This is a genomic window from Corynebacterium sp. TUM25020, from assembly GCF_056388495.1.
On record NZ_JBWJFG010000009.1, the window covers coordinates 1 to 16,073 of the forward strand.

Below are 16,073 nucleotides of genomic sequence, written 5' to 3' on the forward strand. Positions count from 1 at the left end.
ATCCTTTAATCCAACCGGTGTGCGGTTAGCACAAATGTGGCCGGAGGTGCGGGATGGTGTGGGTAATAGCTTTCGGGGAGCTATTCTTTGGTGATTTGTGGTGTGTGGTCTGGGGTTATGGTGGCATACGGACACACTTTTCTTTACTTAACCCTAGATTGTTTTAGCTTGCCTGGTAGCGCTTTTGAAACTCCCGCGAACCTTCCTCAGTCAGCGTTAGCCAATTCTGCGTCCCGTCGGTAGAGCGGAGTTCGCGGATCTTTACTGCGTTGCCCTGCTTAACCAGCTTGTTTAGCGCAGTGTCTACGTCGCTAGCAGTCCAACCGTAGTGCGCGAGATCGCGTTTCAGCGTATCGCTGAGGATCTGCAGCCCACCGGGCACACAGCGGCGGCAGTACAGGAACGCCTGCAACCATTCGGCGGGCTTCTCGACCCGGATTCCCTGGTCTAGCTTCTCTGGGATGGTGTAGTGGGCTGGGCGCCAGGCGTCAAAAGTAATGATCCAGTACGTCAACCCCACTGTGAGGAGCGCGACAACTCCGGCATAGGCCAGCCCAATGTGGTCGGAAAAAAGCGGTGCGAACTGCGCTGCACCGAAAAAGATGGCAAGGACCACAATGAGGCGGCCTTCCTCTTTCCAGCTGAACGGGGTGCGGGCGGCTTCTGCGTCCGTCTTTAGAGGGGAGTAGTCGTTGCCGCGGACGCCGTTGCGTCGCAGATAGCGCCACCAAAGAATTCCGGCGACGATAGCAGACACCGCTATGCCCGCCGCTGGTAGCGGGCCGGAAACGGGCGAGCACAGAATAAACATCATGATGCCGAATGCGACTGCAACGGCCAATTGCGCACCCTTGCTTGGGCGAGTGCTGCTGGCAACGTCTAGAAGTACTGTGCTGTCGAAAGGTACAGAAGGCTGTGCAGGGGTGGCCATAGCGTAAAGCGTAACAGTCCGGCTTTGCTTCGCTCGTGCTTGTTCACTGCATGAGCGGGTGGATGTGAGACAATGGGGATGGATCGAATGCCCACAACGACGATGCGGCACAACGATCAGGCAAACTTTGAAGACTTTATAAGGAGATTTCGTGGCGACTACTAGCCCGGAAATTGCAGTGCAGGCTGCGAAAATTGATCGAGAAAGTGTGGGGGAGAAGGTTCGCGTCCACACCGTTGCCAAGCAGTTGGGGATCCGGGCGACGGACTTCCTGACTGTACTTGCGGATCACGGTATTGAGGGGAAAAAGACCGCTTCGACGTTGACGAAGGCACAGGTCTTTTCTGTTCTGGACGCCCTTAGCTCCAGCGGACAGTCCTCTCAGCCGGATGAGAAGGTTGCGGAAACGGAGGTTTCTGAAGCCTCCGAAGAGCCGAAGGGACCTGCCAAGAAGACCACGGCCAAAAAAGCTACCAAGGACGCAGCCAAGAAAACCGCCAAGAAGACTGCAAAAAAGTCGGTTGCGAAGAAGGCCGCCAAAAAGTCGACCGAAAAGCAGGCGGAAGAGGTCGCTGAGCAGAAGCCTGCAAAGAAGAGCACGAAGAAGACCGCTAAGAGGACCACGAAGAAGTCTGTAAATAAGCCAGCTGAAAAGGCAGTTGAGAAGCCTAACCCCGTTCAGCAGGAAAGCCCGGATGCTGTGGCGGATACCGCGCCGGAAGAAGCGGCAGTAGTTGCGGCTAGTGCAGCAGCTGAAGATAAGTCGGAAAACCGCGATGAAGACGCAGGAAAGAAGTCGTCCAAGCGCCCCGCGAAGCGCACAGCAAAGCGCACTGCCAAGCGCGTAGTGAAGAAGTCGACGCAGAGAAAGGCGGAGGAGCCGGCGAAGACTGCGGAGCCTGAGCAGGTAGAGCCTGAGGTGTCCGTAGGAGACGCTAAGGCGCCAGTGCCCGAAGGGGACGATAAGGCGCCAGTGTCCGCAGAGAATACCGAGCAGCCGACTCGTCGCCGTCGAGTCCGGCGCGTCGTTCGTCGCGTGGGAAGCGTGCGCCAAGCGGAGATGCGGGCGTCGAAAAACAAGAACGATGCGAAGCGAGACGGCAAGAAGCAAAACAAGGCCGAAGAGGTAGCAAAGGTCACTGCACCTGAGGATCTGCACCCCGCCGAGCGCTCCACCGAAGACATGGTGGACGAGCCGGTGAAGCTCAAGGGCTCCACGCGTCTTGAGTCGCAGCGACGCTGGCGCGCGAAGAACCGTGACAAGAACTACAAGGCCATCACCCGGGCGGAATTCCTGGCACGACGCGAGTCGGTCGAGCGCACGATGATCGTCCGCGATTCGCAGCGCACCGACCACAAGGGCATGATGACGCAGGTCGGCGTGGTAGAAGACGGCCAGCTGGTTGAACACTTCGTGGCGGATGCTACACACCAGTCGTTGATCGGCAATGTGTACCTCGGTCGTGTGCAAAACGTCCTGGGCAGCATGGAAGCTGCCTTCGTGGATATTGGTACAGGGCGTAATGCCGTGCTGTATGCGGGCGAGATGGATTGGCGCTCGCCGCACCTGCATTCTAAGAACCGCAAGATCGATCAAGCTCTGCGTCCGGGAGACCAGATTCTGGTCCAGGTGCTGAAGGACCCAATCGGGCATAAGGGTGCACGTCTGACCAACCGCATTAGTTTTGCGGGCCGCTACCTGGTGTTCTTCCCAGCGGGTACCACTGCCGGAATTTCGCGCAAGCTGCCTGTTGGCGAGCGCAAGCGCCTCAAGGACATTTTGGGTGAGGTTATCGCCGGTGATGGCGGCGCGATCATCCGCACTGCCGCGGAAAATGCGACCGAAGAGCAGATCACTGAGGACGTTCAGCGTTTGCAGAAGCGCTGGGAGGAAATCCGCAACCTGGAGAATAAGGAGCGCGAGTCCAAGGGCGCGAAGCCTGTGACGCTCTATGAAGAGCCGAACATGCTTATCCAAGTGGTACGCGATGTCTTCAATGCAGACTTCTCCGAGCTCGTCATCGACGGCGACAAGTCTTGGAAGGCCGTGCGCGACTATCTGGGACGAACTTCCCCGGAGCTGATGGAGCGAGTTCACAAGTGGAACCGTGGGCAGCATGACGGTCAGGACGCCTTCGCACCGCTGGACCTGGATCAGCAGCTGGAAAAGGCAATGGCCCGCAAGGTGTGGCTGCCGTCGGGCGGCTATCTGGTAATCGACCACACCGAGGCGATGACGGTCATTGACGTCAACACGGGATCGTTTGTCGGTTCGGGCGGAAATCTGGAGGCCACCGTCACCGAGAACAACTTGGAGGCGGCTGAGGAAATTGTGCGCCAGCTGCGCCTGCGCGACATCGGCGGCATGATCGTGGTGGACTTCATCGACATGCTCCTGCAGCAAAACCAGGATCTGGTGCTGCGTCGCTTGTCTGAGTTCCTGGGACGCGACCGTACTCGTCACAAGCTGGGGGAGGTGACGTCGCTGGGGCTGGTGCAGCTGACCCGTAAGCGTCTGGGCACCGGCCTGCTGGAGACGTTCGCTACCCCATGTGAGGCCTGTGATGGTCGCGGGTTCATCATGCACCCGGATCCTGTGGAGCAGAAGGATCCGGAGCCGCGCCGGGATCACGGGCACCGCAAGGAGCGCCAACAGGCCAAGAACCAAGGTAAGCACCAAGACAAACACCAGGACAAGCAGCAAAGCAAGCACCAAGACAACGCGAAAAAGCAGCAAAAGCAAGATCGACAAGATCGCAAACAGCGCCAGCAGCAGGAACAGCACGAGCAGCAGGTTCCGCAAGAAGCTCAAGAGTCGCAGGAGCCACAGGATCAGCGTGAGACCGTCTCGCAGAGCACTCGCCGGCGAGTACGCCGTCGCGTAGTTCGCCGTGGCCAGCCTCGAAGCGCTGGTCGTACTGGAAGCACCGGCGATATTGAGAGCATTGTGGCTGGTGCTCGGAAGCGTTCTGCCCAGGCGGATCCAGACGAGCCTTCGGCTGCCGACAATGCTGCGCCTAACACCGCGCCTAACTCTGCGCACAATGCTGCGCCTGATAGCTCGGCCAGTGAAAGTTCAGCAAAGGACAGTGGGACTACCGACCGTGCATCTGCGTCGGGTCGTCGTCGCCGTCGTCGTGTAGTGCGCTCGCGCCAGGCAACTGCCCAGAACGCCCGCGTAGCTCGTACTGATCGCGCTGCTCGTTCTTCTGTGGATGACGCCGACAAATCCGCTAGCCGACCTTCCAACTATGAGGAAGCCAAGCGCGAGTTCGACGAATCTCCACGCCGTAAGCGCCGGACACGTGGCAACTCTAAGTCTGATGTTGCTCCACGGCCGGAGGACTTCGGCGTCGAGAAAGAAAGCACCGAAAGTGCCTCGAAGAACACCCGTTCGCGGGGGCGCCGCCGTCGAGTGGTGCGTAAGAAGAATTAGTTTCGAGCGAAAGCAAAGGGATTTGGTTTTTACCCCTCTGACCGGGTAGTCTTAACCAGTCGCTGTTCGTTCCGCCGGTGACCAGCTTTAACGCGCGCGTCGTCGGGGACTATGCGAATGTACTCGCTATCCAGCTTGGTGCGTTCGCATGGTGTGCTCCGATTTTCGGGGGAACGGACGCAGCTAAGCAAAAGTAACAGTCAGGATGCTTCCTTTAAGGGTGAAGGGATCCATCGCGTGCACGATGGCCTTCGGCTTAAGAAGGAGGCTGCCTGAGCCGATAAGAGAAATTAAAGGGGTAGCCCTACATGTACGCGATCGTCAAGACCGGCGGAAAGCAGTACAAGGTTGCCGAAGGTGACCTCGTCAAGGTCGAGAAGATCGAGGGTGAGCCGGGTTCGTCCGTGGCTCTCACCCCGGTTCTCGTCGTCGATGGCGCAAACGTCACCACCGGTGACAAGCTGGCATCTGTCAACGTCAACGCTGAGATCGTAGAGCACGTCCGCGGACCGAAGATCCGTGGTATGCACTACCGCAACAAGACCGGTTACAAGCGCCGTTTCGGCCACCGTCAGACCCTCACGGTTCTGAAGGTCACCGGTATCAAGTAAACTACCGAGACACTTCAATAATCTTCCTTAAGGAGGGAGAGACAAATGGCACACAAGAAGGGTGCATCTAGCTCCAACAACGGCCGTGACTCCGAGTCCAAGCGTCTCGGTGTAAAGCGCTTCGGCGGCCAGCAGGTCAAGGCCGGCGAGATCCTGATCCGTCAGCGTGGTACCTCTTTCCACCCGGGTGAGAACGTCGGTCGCGGTGGCGACGACACTCTGTTCGCTCTGAAGGCCGGCGCCGTACAGTTCGCTACCAAGCGTCGTCGTCGCGTGGTGAACATCGTCGAGAACGAGGCAGTCGAGGCCTAGACCTGACGCGCCTAAGGCAAAAGCCTTATAACGCCAAAGAAGTCCAGTGGACGCACAAGATGCGTGCACTGGACTTTTTGCATCCGTAATCAGGCCGTTGAGGAAAGAACAGTGCAATGAAAAAGCCCCGTTGCACCGGGGCTTTTGGGGGTAGATATGGGGAGCCTGCTAGGCAGGGCGGTATTACTCTTCGACGGGGCAAATGACGGGCGTGCTGTCATCATCCAGCACCTTCGCCCGCAGCCCGTATACTTCCTCTAGCAAACCTGGGGTAAGCACCTCGGAAGGCCGGCCCTGCGCCATGAGACGTCCCTGGTGGAGCACGATCAGACGATCACAGTAGCGTGCGGCGAGGTTGAGGTCGTGAATCGCAATCAGAGCCACGGAATCATTCCGGCTTACTTCACGGCGGATGAGCTTCAACAGCTCCACCTGGTGCCGCAGGTCCAATGCGGACGTTGGCTCGTCAAGAAGAAGCACCTCTGGCTCACGCACCAGCATCTGCCCAACGGCAACCAGCTGCCGCTGACCGCCAGAGAGCTCATGAACATGGCGTGATGCCAGGTGTGTAATGCCGAGGCGCTCCATCACCGAGGCTGCGAGCTCCTGGGCACGAGCGGCAGAGCTGCTTCCAGCGCCGCTGTGTGCAAACGCGCGCGACGAACGGCGAGTGGCCACGAGGATCGACTCGAAAGCCGTCAGGGTAGCGCTGGACAGCAAGTCCTGCGGCACATAGCCGATCGCCTCGCGCCGCGCGCCGCCAGTGAGTTCTTTGCCGTCGACGGTGATGCTACAGGTGCCTTGTGACGCCTTCTGTATCCCTGCGATCGTTTTCACCAGGGTGGACTTGCCAGCGGCGTTAGGCCCCAAGAGGCCCGTAATCGTTCTCGGCTCGAAGCCGGAAGCCGATACTCCCTTCAGCACAGGGCGTTTGCCATAACGGACATGAATGTCGTCGAGAGTGAGCATGGATTAAGACCCCCAGAGAGTGCGTCGGCGAGCAAAGATCAGCACGAGGAAGAAGGGCACGCCAACCAGGGAAGTGATGATCCCGATCGGTACGGCAACACCCGGAACGATCGTAATGGAGACTGCGTGGGCGGCTGCCAGCAGTAGAGCACCGGCGGCCATAGAGGCAGGAGCGAAGTAACGTTGATCCTCGCCTACAAGCATGCGTGCTACGTGTGGGCCAACCAGGCCGATGAAGCCGATCACGCCAGCAAAAGCCACCGCGCTGGCTGCCAACAGTGAAGACACGACCAGGGTGGAGACGCGCAGGCGCTGGACGTTGATTCCCAGTGCAGCCGCTCGGTCGTCGCCCAACCGCAATGCGGTGAGCTTCCACGAGTTAAAGATTGTGAACGGGATTGCAATTGCCAGGGATCCCAGGATGATCGCGTTAGAGGTCCAGGTAGCGCGCTGCAAAGAGCCCATTGTCCAAAAAACGATCTGCTGCAAAGCCTCAGTGGTCGCGCGGTACTGCATTAAGGAGAGCAGTGCCTGGAACAGGAAAACAAGGGCAATGCCTAAGAGGATCATCGATTCGGCGCTGGCTCCGCGCCAGACGGCGGCGCCAGCTACGACGAAGACCGCGATCAGCGAAGTTACCCACGCCACGGCGGCGAGGTTGAATTGCGGGTTTGCCAGTACGGTCCAGCCCATAACGATCGATGCCGCACCACCAAAAGCCGCCGCCGCGGAGATTCCCAGGGTGAACGGCTCGGCAAGCGGGTTATCCAGAATGGTCTGCATATGTGCCCCAGAAAGCGACAGTGAAGCTCCGATGAGCACTGCCATAACTGCAGCTGGCAGTCGTAGGTTCCACAGCACTGTGCGGGTGGTCTCGTCTACGCCATCGGGATTAAAAAGCCCATTCCACAGCTCGGAGAGGCTGAGGTCGATAGGGCCAACAATGGTGGCGATGGCAAAAGCCACGAGCGCTGCGATCGTCAACGCGACGATCGCTAGAATCTTGCGCCGTGACTGACGGCGATAGTGCTGGATAACCTCGCTGGCTGCGGGGGAAGCGCCGGATTCCGCATCGTCGTTTGCATTTGCAACCGGGGTTACGTCTGACGATTCGGTGGCTTGGGCGGCTTGCGCTGCCGTTTCTTCTTCTGAGGTAACAAGGTGAGACATGGCGTTAGCTCTTGATTGACGTGAAGAACGTTCCGGAATATTCAAACGGGAGCCACTCCTTGTGGAAGTCAGCGAAGTCGCGCTGTGGATCGAGATCCTTGAAGGTCTCCGGCTGGAGCCACTTGGCGAATTGCTCGAGAGCGAACACGTTCAGCGGGGAATCGTAGAACTGGTGATAAACCCCGTGTAGCTTGCCTTCCTTAGGAGCCTTTAGAGCTGTGAAGCCTGGAGTTTCCAGAAGACCTTGGAGCGTCTTCTCGGAGACGTTGGGCTTAGCTTTGTAGCCGAGCTCCACGTGGGGGAGGACCTCCGGCTTCTCCGGGTCCTTAGCCCAGTCGCCGCCGGTGGCGATGATCTGCTCGGGCTGTTCAGAAATGATCTTCTCTGCGGTCAGGTCACCAGATTCGGACTCCAGCAGGCTGTCGCCCAGGTTTTCGCCACCGGCGGCGTTCACGAGGTCGCCGAGGTTGGATTCCTTCACCGTGGCGCAGCAATCCTTCATTCCTGCCGCCTGCCACACCAGTGTCTTTGGTTTGTTCTTTGCGGCGCTGGCGCGGTCGGTGATGTCCTTGACCTTGGCGCTGTAGAAGTCGTTGAACTCCTTGGCCTTGTCTTCCTTGCCAAAGAGCTGACCGTAGAGATCCATAGTCTTCGTGGTGTTCTCCAGTGGCTTTTGGCGGAAGTCGGTGAACACATACTTCAGGCCGGCCTGGTCCATTTTTGTCAGCAGGCCGGATTCTTCGGCAGCTTTCTTGTGATCCAGGGTGAGCACGGTGACATCTGGTTTGTGGGATAGCAGACTTTCTACGCTCACGTCGCCCTGTGCGATATTGCCCACCGTCGGTAGATCCTTTAAATCTTTATGTGTTGCAGCAAGTTTCTCCTCATAGGAGGAGGCAGCCTTGTGCAGGTCGGAGCCGATCGCCACGACTTTTTCCATGGGATCCTCCTTATTGAGGATGGAGGTGGCGAACAGGCCGCGGCCTTCTGCGAGAAGGATTCTTTCTGGTTTGTGGTCGAAGCTGACCTGGCGGCCAGTGACGTCAGTGACCGTGACTGATCCACCAGCTCCATTCGCGTCAGAGTTAGAATCAACTACTCCTGACGCACCGCAGGCTGCGAGTCCCAGTGCGAGGGTAGCTCCAATGACTCCTGCGCAGAGCTTGCGCAGAGGAGAAAAACGCATAGTGAGTCCTTTACGTGGGGGTGAGTAGGCCAACAAGAACATAAAGTTAGCCAACCCTTACTGAATGCAAGGGTAGGATAACTATAGGTCATGATCGTGTCAAGGAAAAATAGAAAGCCGCGGAGACTGTTCTTTAGGTTGATGTTGAAATCCCCTATAGACTCGGAGCTCGAAGATTTAATTGGGGTGAAAGGAACGTCATGCCACAATTCGTTGATCGCGTAGTGCTGCACCTGCAGGCCGGTGACGGCGGCCATGGCTGTGCCTCCGTTCACCGTGAAAAGTTCGTGCCCCTTGGAGGCCCCGATGGCGGCAACGGTGGCCACGGCGGGGACATCATTTTGGAAGTCTCTCCCCAGGTCCATACCCTCCTGGACTTTCACTTCCACCCCCATATCAAGGCTCCGCGCGGAAACAACGGCGCCGGTGATCATCGACACGGCGCCCGCGGTGAAGATCTTGTGCTTCAGGTTCCCGAAGGAACAGTCGTACTGAACTCAGACGGGGAAGCAATTGCGGACCTGACTGGCAGGGGAACGCGGATGATCGTCGCCGCGGGTGGGCACGGTGGACTGGGAAACGCGGCGTTGGCGTCCAAAAGCAGAAAAGCCCCAGGATTCGCGCTACTCGGTGAGCCTGGCGAGACCAAAGACATCACCCTAGAGCTTAAGTCCATGGCCGACGTCGGACTGGTGGGTTTTCCCTCGGCGGGTAAGAGTTCACTGATTTCCGTGCTCTCCGCAGCTAAGCCAAAGATCGCGGACTACCCATTTACGACTCTGGTTCCCAACCTGGGTGTGGTGAACCTCGGCCACGAGGTTTTCACCATCGCCGACGTTCCGGGCCTTATCCCCGGCGCCAGCGAAGGCAAGGGACTGGGGCTGGACTTCTTGCGCCACATCGAGCGCACCGCGGTTCTGGCTCATGTTGTCGACGCCGCCTCGCTCGAAGCAGACCGCAATCCCGTAGCTGACATCAAGGCGCTGGAAAAAGAACTGGCGAACTATCAGGAGGAGCTGGCGAGCGACTCCGGGTTGGGTGACCTGCGTGAGCGTCCCCGCGTCATCATCCTCAACAAGATGGACGTGCCAGATGCTTCGGACATGGCCGACCTACAGGAAGAAGAGCTTAAAGAGTTCGGTTGGCCGATCTTCCGCATTTCCACCGTTGCGCATCAAGGACTTGATGCACTGAAGTATGCGCTGATGGATATTGTGAAGGCCCATCGCAAGGCGCATCCCGTGGAGGAGAAGCCGGCACAGGTCATTACCCCGAAGGGGCTGCGAAAGCGCAGCGGTGGACGCTTTGCCGAGTTCGAGGTCGAAGTCGATCCATCCGCCGAAGATGCCTACATTGTGCGCGGCGAGAAGATTGAGCGGTGGATCCGCCAAACCGACTTCGAAAACGACGAAGCCGTCGGCTACCTAGCCGACCGTTTGGCGAAGGCAGGAGTGGAGCAGGAACTCTACAAGGCTGGCGCCGATGCCGGCAGCGAGGTCACGATCGGCGAGATCACGTTCGAATGGGATCCGCAGACCGCCGCTGGTGTGGACGTTATGCGCAGTGGGCGTGGCACCGATGCACGCCTTGAGCAGACCACCCGCGCTACTCCGGAAGAGCGCAAGCGTGCTTCCCAGGCCCGTCGTGGCCTCATCGATGAGAATGATTTTGGTGATGGGGAAGTCGCAGAGCGCGAGCGTTGGCAGGGGTAGTCGCCTTGCGCTAATCCGCACAAGGTGCGAGCGGGGGGCTGGCATACTGGGTTGTATGTCATCCTCCGATTCCGACTTTGAAGCCGAAAAAGAGTTCAGTTCAGCCCAGTCCGCGTTTAGTTACGCCGGACCGGGGGAGGTGACCCCCGAACCCGTGGCGCCTGTGCCCACCTACGGTCAGAGGCCGGTGCACGAACCGGGGCCGGTGGTTCCTGCGACGTCGATCGAGTTTCCCGAGCCAGAGGCCGATGAAGATGACCCGGCGATGGGCCACAATTCCGATGTCCGTAGCGACATCGCTCATGCCCGCCGCCTCGTGGTAAAGATTGGCTCCTCCTCGCTGACCGATGATGAGGGTCGGGTTGACCCGAATCAGATCGACATGATCGCCGATGCACTGGAAGCGCGAATGGCGCGCGATACGGACGTCATTGTCGTATCCTCTGGCGCGGTGGCCTGCGGAATGGGGCCGCTGGAACTCTCACAACGCCCCACCGACTTGGCTACAAAACAGGCAGCCGCATCCGTCGGCCAAGTGCTGCTGGCTCAGGAATGGGCGCGAAGCTTCGCCCGTTACGGCCGAACTATCGGCCAGGTTCTTCTTACTGCTTCCGACGCCGCAGAGCGCGACCGTGCCCGTAATGCCCAGCGCACCATTGACCGCTTGCGCCAGCTCAAGGCTGTGCCGATTGTCAACGAGAACGATACGGTTGCGACGTCCGAAATGCGCTTCGGCGATAACGACCGCCTGGCTGCGCTCGTGAGCCACTTGGCCTTCGCGGATGCCTGCGTTCTGCTATCCGATGTGGATGGCCTTTATGATCGCAACCCAGCCGAGCCAGGCGCGCAGTTTATCGCTGAAGTGAGGACTTCCAAGGATCTTAAAGGCGTAGCGGCTGGCGATGGTGGGCGACTGGGAACCGGCGGTATGACCGCGAAGGTATCTGCAGCTCGCCTTGCCTCCCGCGCAGGCGTGCCTGTGTTGCTAACCTCGACGGAAAACATCGGTGCCGCACTGGATACTGCAGAGGTTGGAACTTGCTTCTGGCCGGATCAGGATCGCCTGAGTGCCTGGAAGTTCTGGGTGCTCTACGCAGCGGATTCCCATGGTCAGCTACACCTGGACGCCGGCGCGGTACGTGCCGTAACAGAGCGCCACAAGTCCCTGCTTTCCGTGGGAATTACCAAGGTCGATGGTGACTTCTCGCAGCGGGATGTGGTGGATCTGGTCGGCCCGGACGGCAAGATCGTTGGCCGTGGCGAAGTTGCCTACGATTCCGCCATGCTGCACGACTTGATCGGCCAGTCAACCTCCGACCTGCCGGAGTTCGCCCGCAGGCCGGTGGTACACGCCGACTACATGTCCCATTATTCGAACCGAGCGCAGCTCAAGGGCTAGTTCGCTAGCATGGGTTGGTATGACAAACTCCAACGACGCTAAAGAGAACACTCTGTCCCCGGAACGTCAGGCAGAACGTGACGAAGTTCTAGCCAAGGCCAAGAAGGCCAAGGAGGTTAGCTCCCAGCTGCTGCTCAATACCCAGCAGAAGAACGATCTGCTGGCCGCAGCTGCTGACGCGCTGGAGGCCAACGCGGCGGATATCATCGCCGCCAACGAGAAGGACATCGAAGCCGGCAAGGAGCGCGGCTTTGCCGACTCCCTGCTGGATCGTCTGACTCTGGATACCGAGCGTATTGCCGGCATCGCCGGAGGATTGCGACAGGTCATCGGCTTGTCCGACCCGGTGGGCGAGATCGTCCGCGGACACACCCGCCCCAACGGCCTGCGTATGAAGCAGGTGCGCGTACCTCTCGGCGTGATGGGCATGGTCTACGAGGCTCGCCCCAACGTCACCGTTGATGCTTTCGGCCTGGCCATCAAGTCCGGTAACGTGCCACTGCTGCGCGGCTCCAAGTCTGCTCGCCACACCAATGAAAAGCTGGTGCAGATCCTGCAGGACGTCGCAGAGGCCCACGACCTGCCTCGCGAGCTGGTGCAGCTGCTGCCGTGTGACACTCACGATTCGGTGCAGGATCTCATTACCGCTCGGGGTCTGGTGGATCTCGTCATTCCGCGTGGTGGAGCCGGGCTAATTAACGCGGTTGTGCTGGGTGCGACAGTCCCGACCATTGAAACCGGCACCGGAAACTGCCACTTCTACATCGACTCCTCGGCGGATATCGAGGAGGCGACGAAGCTCGTCATCAACGGCAAGACCCGTCGCTGCTCCGTGTGCAACGCCACCGAGGTTCTGCTGCTGGATTCCGCCCTGCCGGATCCGGATAAGATCTATGTTCTGGAAGAGCTGCAGAAGGCAGGCGTAACCCTGCACGGCGAGAAGAAGCAGCTGGATCCGTTGATCAACGATGTTGTCCAGGCCGAGGAGAGCGACTGGACCGACGAATACCTCAGCTTCGATATCGCCGTTGCCATCGTCGATGGTGTAGAGGAAGCCGTAACGCACATCAATCGCTTCGGTACCAGCCACACGGAGGGCATTGCTGCCCGCGATTACAAGACCACCTGCTACTTCGAGCAGTACGTCGACGCAGCTGCTGTTTCTATCAACACTTCTACCGCCTGGACGGATGGAGAGATGTTCGGCTTCGGCGCGGAGATCGGCATTTCCACCCAAAAGCTGCACGCCCGCGGTCCGATGGGGCTGCCGGAACTCACGAGCACCAAGTGGATCATCAACGGCGAAGGCCAGGTACGCCCATAGCCGTCTGGTTGTGACGCCTACTTTTCCGTTTGAGAAGTGGGCGTCACAAAAAGACAGCTACACCACGAGCGTTAAGCTCGCGCCGAGAGCCAGAACCAGACACAGCGGAACCTCCCACATGCCAACCTTCTTAGGCGTCCACTCGCGGGGGTTAGCCTTCGCGATCGGTGGCACAAGCTTGGCGCGTAGGGTAGCTGCGGCCATGAGCAGGATCATCAGCGGTGCGCTGGCCGTATAGCCACCGTCCAACGCCGCTGCGGTGGCAGTGATCAGCGTGACCAGCAACGCGATACGGTGATAGCGCAGGGAAATGCGCTCGAAGGGGGCATTATCGCGCTCGCGGATGATCGTCTTGACGTAGAAGATCGTGCCAGTGAAATAAAGGCCAATGGTCAATGTGGTTACCCAGACCGCCACTGGAGCTTCGCTGAAGAACCACGGCAGGATGGAAAAGCCACTGGCAGAGACTGCAACGATGTACATCAATGCGCTCGCGATCGTGGTGGCTATGCCGGACATGAGGCTGCGGGGGCGCCGTCGAAAAACCTCCATGAGGGCAATGGCGATCAACGGCACGAAGGCAACTGTCCACCACAGCAGCCGTGGCTGCAGATAGAGAACGATTGCGGCGAACGTGGCCGTCAGCGCGCCGTAGGTCAGAGTCGGCCACAGATAAGCACGACGTCGCGTCGGGTTGCGAGTCTTGAACCACAAACCAAAGGCGAAATAGGTGAAGTACCCGAAGATCCAGGCCAGTGGCATGAAAGTTAGCGCCAACCACTGGACGGGATTGCCATAGGACGGTGCAATGACGTCAGCGGTGATTAGCCCCGTGACAATAGGAAGGAAAAGCATTGCCCACGCGCCGTGCTGGTTCGGAACCCAAGGATTGGTTCTCATCGCTAGATCGGACACTCCTTGCGCTTTGACCTATAATTTTGGGCAATCGTTCGCCCGTACCCCTCCAGATTAGAATCTTCCGAACGGAAAGAAAAAGACCTGGTGAAGGAAGTTGAGAAGGTAGAAACAACAGTGCAAAAGACCACCACACAGCCCACCCGGGTCGGCATCATGGGTGGCACGTTCGACCCGATCCACAATGGGCACCTGGTTGCTGGTAGCGAGGTTGCGGACCTTTTCGACCTGGATGTGGTGGTTTTTGTACCGACCGGACAGCCATGGCAGAAAAGGCACAAGCGGGTATCTGCGGCCGAGGACCGATACCTCATGACCGTCATTGCGACGGCCTCCAACCCGCGCTTCCTGGTATCCCGTGTGGATATCGACCGTGGCGGGGATACGTACACCGTGGACACCCTTGCTGATATTCGCGCCCAATACCCTGAAGCCGAGCTGTTCTTTATTACCGGTGCAGATGCGCTGCAGAAGATCGTCACATGGCGGGACTGGGAGAAGATCTTCGATCTAGCGCACTTCGTGGGAGTGACTCGCCCCGGCTACGAACTACCCAAGGGTGATGACGATAGCGATGACCCGCTGTCGAAGGAAGTATCGGCGGGGCGCCTGTCCTTGGTCGAGATTCCTGCGATGGCCATTAGCTCCACCGACGTGCGGGAGCGGGCTACCAGTGGACGCCCAGTGTGGTACTTGGTGCCCGATGGCGTGGTGCAGTACATCGCCAAGCACGGCATGTACGTTTCCAGCGAATAGCTGGTGGGTTGCTAAACTGGATTTGTTTTTAACCAATAATGAAGGGCTGATTTTTTGACTGCCACCGCAGAATCTATCGCGCTCGCCGGAGTGGCGGCGCGCGCAGCGGCTGAGAAGCTGGGGGAGGACATCCTGGTTCTCGATGTCTCGGATCGCTTGGCCATCACCGACGTATTCGTCATCGTCAGTGGCGATAATGAGCGCATGGTTAACTCCATCGTCGACGAGGTGGAGTACGAAGTGGGCCAGGACGGGCCAAAGCCGACTCGCCGCGAAGGTCGCGGCGAAGGGCATTGGGTGTTGTTGGATTATGGCAATGTTGTAGTGCATGTGCAGCGCAAGCAAGAGCGCGAATTCTACGCACTGGATCGTCTGTGGCGAGACGCCCCACAGATCGAGGTGGAAGGCGTGGAGCAGCTGGATCGCGGCGGCAACTGGGATGCCGACGTAGACGTGGACGTGCTGGAAGCCACTAGCATTGACGACCTTCCGTTGGCCGGGCCTGCCCCGGACGCGGACGAACTCTAAGCGCCAGGCCGTTCATGCGTGAGCGCAGGGTCTACTTGGTCCGTCACGGGCAGACGGAATATAACGCCACGGGGCGTATGCAGGGACAGCTGGACACCGATCTTTCTCAAGTGGGAGTACAGCAGGCCAAGGTGACGGCGCAGATGCTAGGGGACAAGCGGATTGCGCGGGTCATCTCCAGCGACTTGCGCCGCGCCTACGATACTGCGCTGATCCTTGCTGAGCCTTTCGGTTGCGAGGTTACGACCGACGTGCGTTTGCGGGAGACGGATCTGGGGCAATGGCAGGGCGCCTCGCGCGAGGACGTTGACCGTGAGTTTCCAGGGCAACGGGCTTATTGGCGCCATGATCCACAGTGGGCACCGCCGGGAGGCGAGACGCGCTTGGAGGTTGCGGAGCGAGCAAATGCCGTGATCGAGGAGATCATGGCTACAGACACGTTTGATGAAGGCGATGTGATGATCGTTGCCCATGGTGGGACGATCGGTGCTTTGACCGCACGCCTGCTGGATCTGCCGGTGCGTTACTACCCGGTATTCACTGGCCTGGGAAATGCTTGCTGGTCACAGTTGCTGGCTCGCCCGCGTTTTACCGGCGAGGCCAAGGGCACTACTCCGGTGGCCGTCGACGGTTCAACGGTGCCTCTGGTTGCTTCCACCCGTGAGGACTGGTGGGTGCTTCCGCAGTGGCATCTGGAGGGGTGGAACCTTGGCGTAGCCACCGACGCAAGCCCGGATGAGGGGGCGCTGCCAGGTGGTTCTTCTAGTTCTTTGGGTAGCGACGCCACCACTTCCTCTGTGCGCGATTCCAGCGAAGGTAGGTAG

General features: G+C 59.1%; 14 protein-coding genes. 9 read left to right on the top strand and 5 right to left on the bottom strand.

Annotated elements, in window-relative coordinates; all coding sequences use genetic code 11:
* Positions 1-163 precede the first annotated feature (163 nt).
* Complete coding sequence (locus AC05K6_RS08890; RefSeq protein ID WP_476728353.1) at positions 164-931, bottom strand: hypothetical protein; 768 nt, start codon at positions 929-931, stop codon at positions 164-166.
* Between the two features lie 151 nt (positions 932-1,082).
* Here AC05K6_RS08890 and AC05K6_RS08895 point away from each other — a divergent pair, with 151 nt between their 5' ends.
* The 3 genes from AC05K6_RS08895 to rpmA all read left to right on the top strand — a co-directional run bounded on the left by AC05K6_RS08895 (position 1,083) and on the right by rpmA (position 5,290).
* Positions 1,083-4,367 (top strand): Rne/Rng family ribonuclease, encoded by a 3,285-nt coding sequence (locus AC05K6_RS08895; RefSeq protein ID WP_476728354.1) that lies wholly within the window; start codon positions 1,083-1,085, stop codon positions 4,365-4,367.
* A gap of 308 nt (positions 4,368-4,675) precedes the next feature.
* Positions 4,676-4,978 carry a 50S ribosomal protein L21 gene (rplU, locus tag AC05K6_RS08900; RefSeq protein WP_273353719.1) on the top strand — a complete coding sequence of 101 codons (303 nt, stop codon included), beginning with the start codon at positions 4,676-4,678 and terminating at the stop codon, positions 4,976-4,978.
* A 45-nt stretch (positions 4,979-5,023) separates the two neighbouring features.
* Entirely contained in the window at positions 5,024-5,290 is a 267-nt protein-coding gene (gene rpmA / locus AC05K6_RS08905) for a 50S ribosomal protein L27 (RefSeq protein WP_005296479.1), read from the top strand.
* Between the two features lie 183 nt (positions 5,291-5,473).
* Here rpmA and AC05K6_RS08910 read toward each other — a convergent pair whose 3' ends face one another.
* From AC05K6_RS08910 to AC05K6_RS08920, 3 genes are read right to left on the bottom strand one after another with little or no spacing between them, the layout of a single operon-like run.
* Positions 5,474-6,259 (bottom strand): ABC transporter ATP-binding protein, encoded by a 786-nt coding sequence (locus AC05K6_RS08910; RefSeq protein WP_448307349.1) that lies wholly within the window; start codon positions 6,257-6,259, stop codon positions 5,474-5,476.
* Positions 6,260-6,262: 3 nt separating this feature from the next.
* Positions 6,263-7,429: a FecCD family ABC transporter permease gene (locus AC05K6_RS08915; protein WP_476728355.1), complete on the bottom strand. Its 1,167-nt coding sequence runs from the start codon at positions 7,427-7,429 to the stop codon at positions 6,263-6,265.
* Positions 7,430-7,433: 4 nt separating this feature from the next.
* Positions 7,434-8,615, bottom strand: coding sequence for an ABC transporter substrate-binding protein (locus tag AC05K6_RS08920; protein ID WP_476728356.1), 1,182 nt, complete (start codon positions 8,613-8,615; stop codon positions 7,434-7,436).
* 200 nt (positions 8,616-8,815) lie between these two features.
* Here AC05K6_RS08920 and obgE point away from each other — a divergent pair, with 200 nt between their 5' ends.
* The 3 genes from obgE to AC05K6_RS08935 are packed head-to-tail and all read left to right on the top strand — an operon-like array spanning position 8,816 to position 13,050.
* Entirely contained in the window at positions 8,816-10,327 is a 1,512-nt protein-coding gene (gene obgE, locus AC05K6_RS08925) for a GTPase ObgE (RefSeq protein WP_476728357.1), read from the top strand.
* A 55-nt stretch (positions 10,328-10,382) separates the two neighbouring features.
* The gene (gene proB / locus AC05K6_RS08930) at positions 10,383-11,726 is read left to right on the top strand and encodes a glutamate 5-kinase (RefSeq protein WP_476728358.1); all 1,344 of its coding nucleotides are present in this window, start codon (positions 10,383-10,385) and stop codon (positions 11,724-11,726) included.
* 19 nt (positions 11,727-11,745) lie between these two features.
* Positions 11,746-13,050: a glutamate-5-semialdehyde dehydrogenase gene (locus AC05K6_RS08935; protein ID WP_476728359.1), complete on the top strand. Its 1,305-nt coding sequence runs from the start codon at positions 11,746-11,748 to the stop codon at positions 13,048-13,050.
* 57 nt (positions 13,051-13,107) lie between these two features.
* Here AC05K6_RS08935 and AC05K6_RS08940 read toward each other — a convergent pair whose 3' ends face one another.
* On the bottom strand, positions 13,108-13,950 hold the full coding sequence (locus AC05K6_RS08940; RefSeq protein WP_448307338.1) for a YwiC-like family protein: 843 nt from the start codon (positions 13,948-13,950) through the stop codon (positions 13,108-13,110).
* A 132-nt stretch (positions 13,951-14,082) separates the two neighbouring features.
* On the opposite strand from AC05K6_RS08940, the gene nadD reads away from it, so the two are divergent.
* The 3 genes from nadD to AC05K6_RS08955 are packed head-to-tail and all read left to right on the top strand — an operon-like array spanning position 14,083 to position 16,073.
* Positions 14,083-14,721, top strand: a complete 639-nt coding sequence (nadD, locus tag AC05K6_RS08945; RefSeq protein WP_293791467.1) for a nicotinate-nucleotide adenylyltransferase — start codon at positions 14,083-14,085, stop codon at positions 14,719-14,721.
* 54 nt (positions 14,722-14,775) lie between these two features.
* The gene (rsfS, locus tag AC05K6_RS08950) at positions 14,776-15,249 is read left to right on the top strand and encodes a ribosome silencing factor (protein ID WP_293791415.1); all 474 of its coding nucleotides are present in this window, start codon (positions 14,776-14,778) and stop codon (positions 15,247-15,249) included.
* Positions 15,250-15,263: 14 nt separating this feature from the next.
* The gene (locus AC05K6_RS08955) at positions 15,264-16,073 is read left to right on the top strand and encodes a histidine phosphatase family protein (RefSeq protein ID WP_293791414.1); all 810 of its coding nucleotides are present in this window, start codon (positions 15,264-15,266) and stop codon (positions 16,071-16,073) included.

What these genes read in the sequence shown, in the direction of transcription:
- rplU (WP_273353719.1), top strand. Translation starts at nt 4,676, where the DNA reads ATGTACGCGATCGTCAAGACCGGCGGAAAGCAGTACAAGGTTGCCGAA.
- AC05K6_RS08935 (WP_476728359.1), top strand. Translation starts at nt 11,746, where the DNA reads ATGACAAACTCCAACGACGCTAAAGAGAACACTCTGTCCCCGGAACGT.
- rpmA (WP_005296479.1), top strand. Translation starts at nt 5,024, where the DNA reads ATGGCACACAAGAAGGGTGCATCTAGCTCCAACAACGGCCGTGACTCC.
- obgE (WP_476728357.1), top strand. Translation starts at nt 8,816, where the DNA reads ATGCCACAATTCGTTGATCGCGTAGTGCTGCACCTGCAGGCCGGTGAC.
- AC05K6_RS08915 (WP_476728355.1), bottom strand. Translation starts at nt 7,429, where the DNA reads ATGTCTCACCTTGTTACCTCAGAAGAAGAAACGGCAGCGCAAGCCGCC.
- AC05K6_RS08955 (WP_293791414.1), top strand. Translation starts at nt 15,264, where the DNA reads ATGCGTGAGCGCAGGGTCTACTTGGTCCGTCACGGGCAGACGGAATAT.
- AC05K6_RS08890 (WP_476728353.1), bottom strand. Translation starts at nt 931, where the DNA reads ATGGCCACCCCTGCACAGCCTTCTGTACCTTTCGACAGCACAGTACTT.
- AC05K6_RS08940 (WP_448307338.1), bottom strand. Translation starts at nt 13,950, where the DNA reads ATGAGAACCAATCCTTGGGTTCCGAACCAGCACGGCGCGTGGGCAATG.
- AC05K6_RS08910 (WP_448307349.1), bottom strand. Translation starts at nt 6,259, where the DNA reads ATGCTCACTCTCGACGACATTCATGTCCGTTATGGCAAACGCCCTGTG.
- proB (WP_476728358.1), top strand. Translation starts at nt 10,383, where the DNA reads ATGTCATCCTCCGATTCCGACTTTGAAGCCGAAAAAGAGTTCAGTTCA.
- AC05K6_RS08920 (WP_476728356.1), bottom strand. Translation starts at nt 8,615, where the DNA reads ATGCGTTTTTCTCCTCTGCGCAAGCTCTGCGCAGGAGTCATTGGAGCT.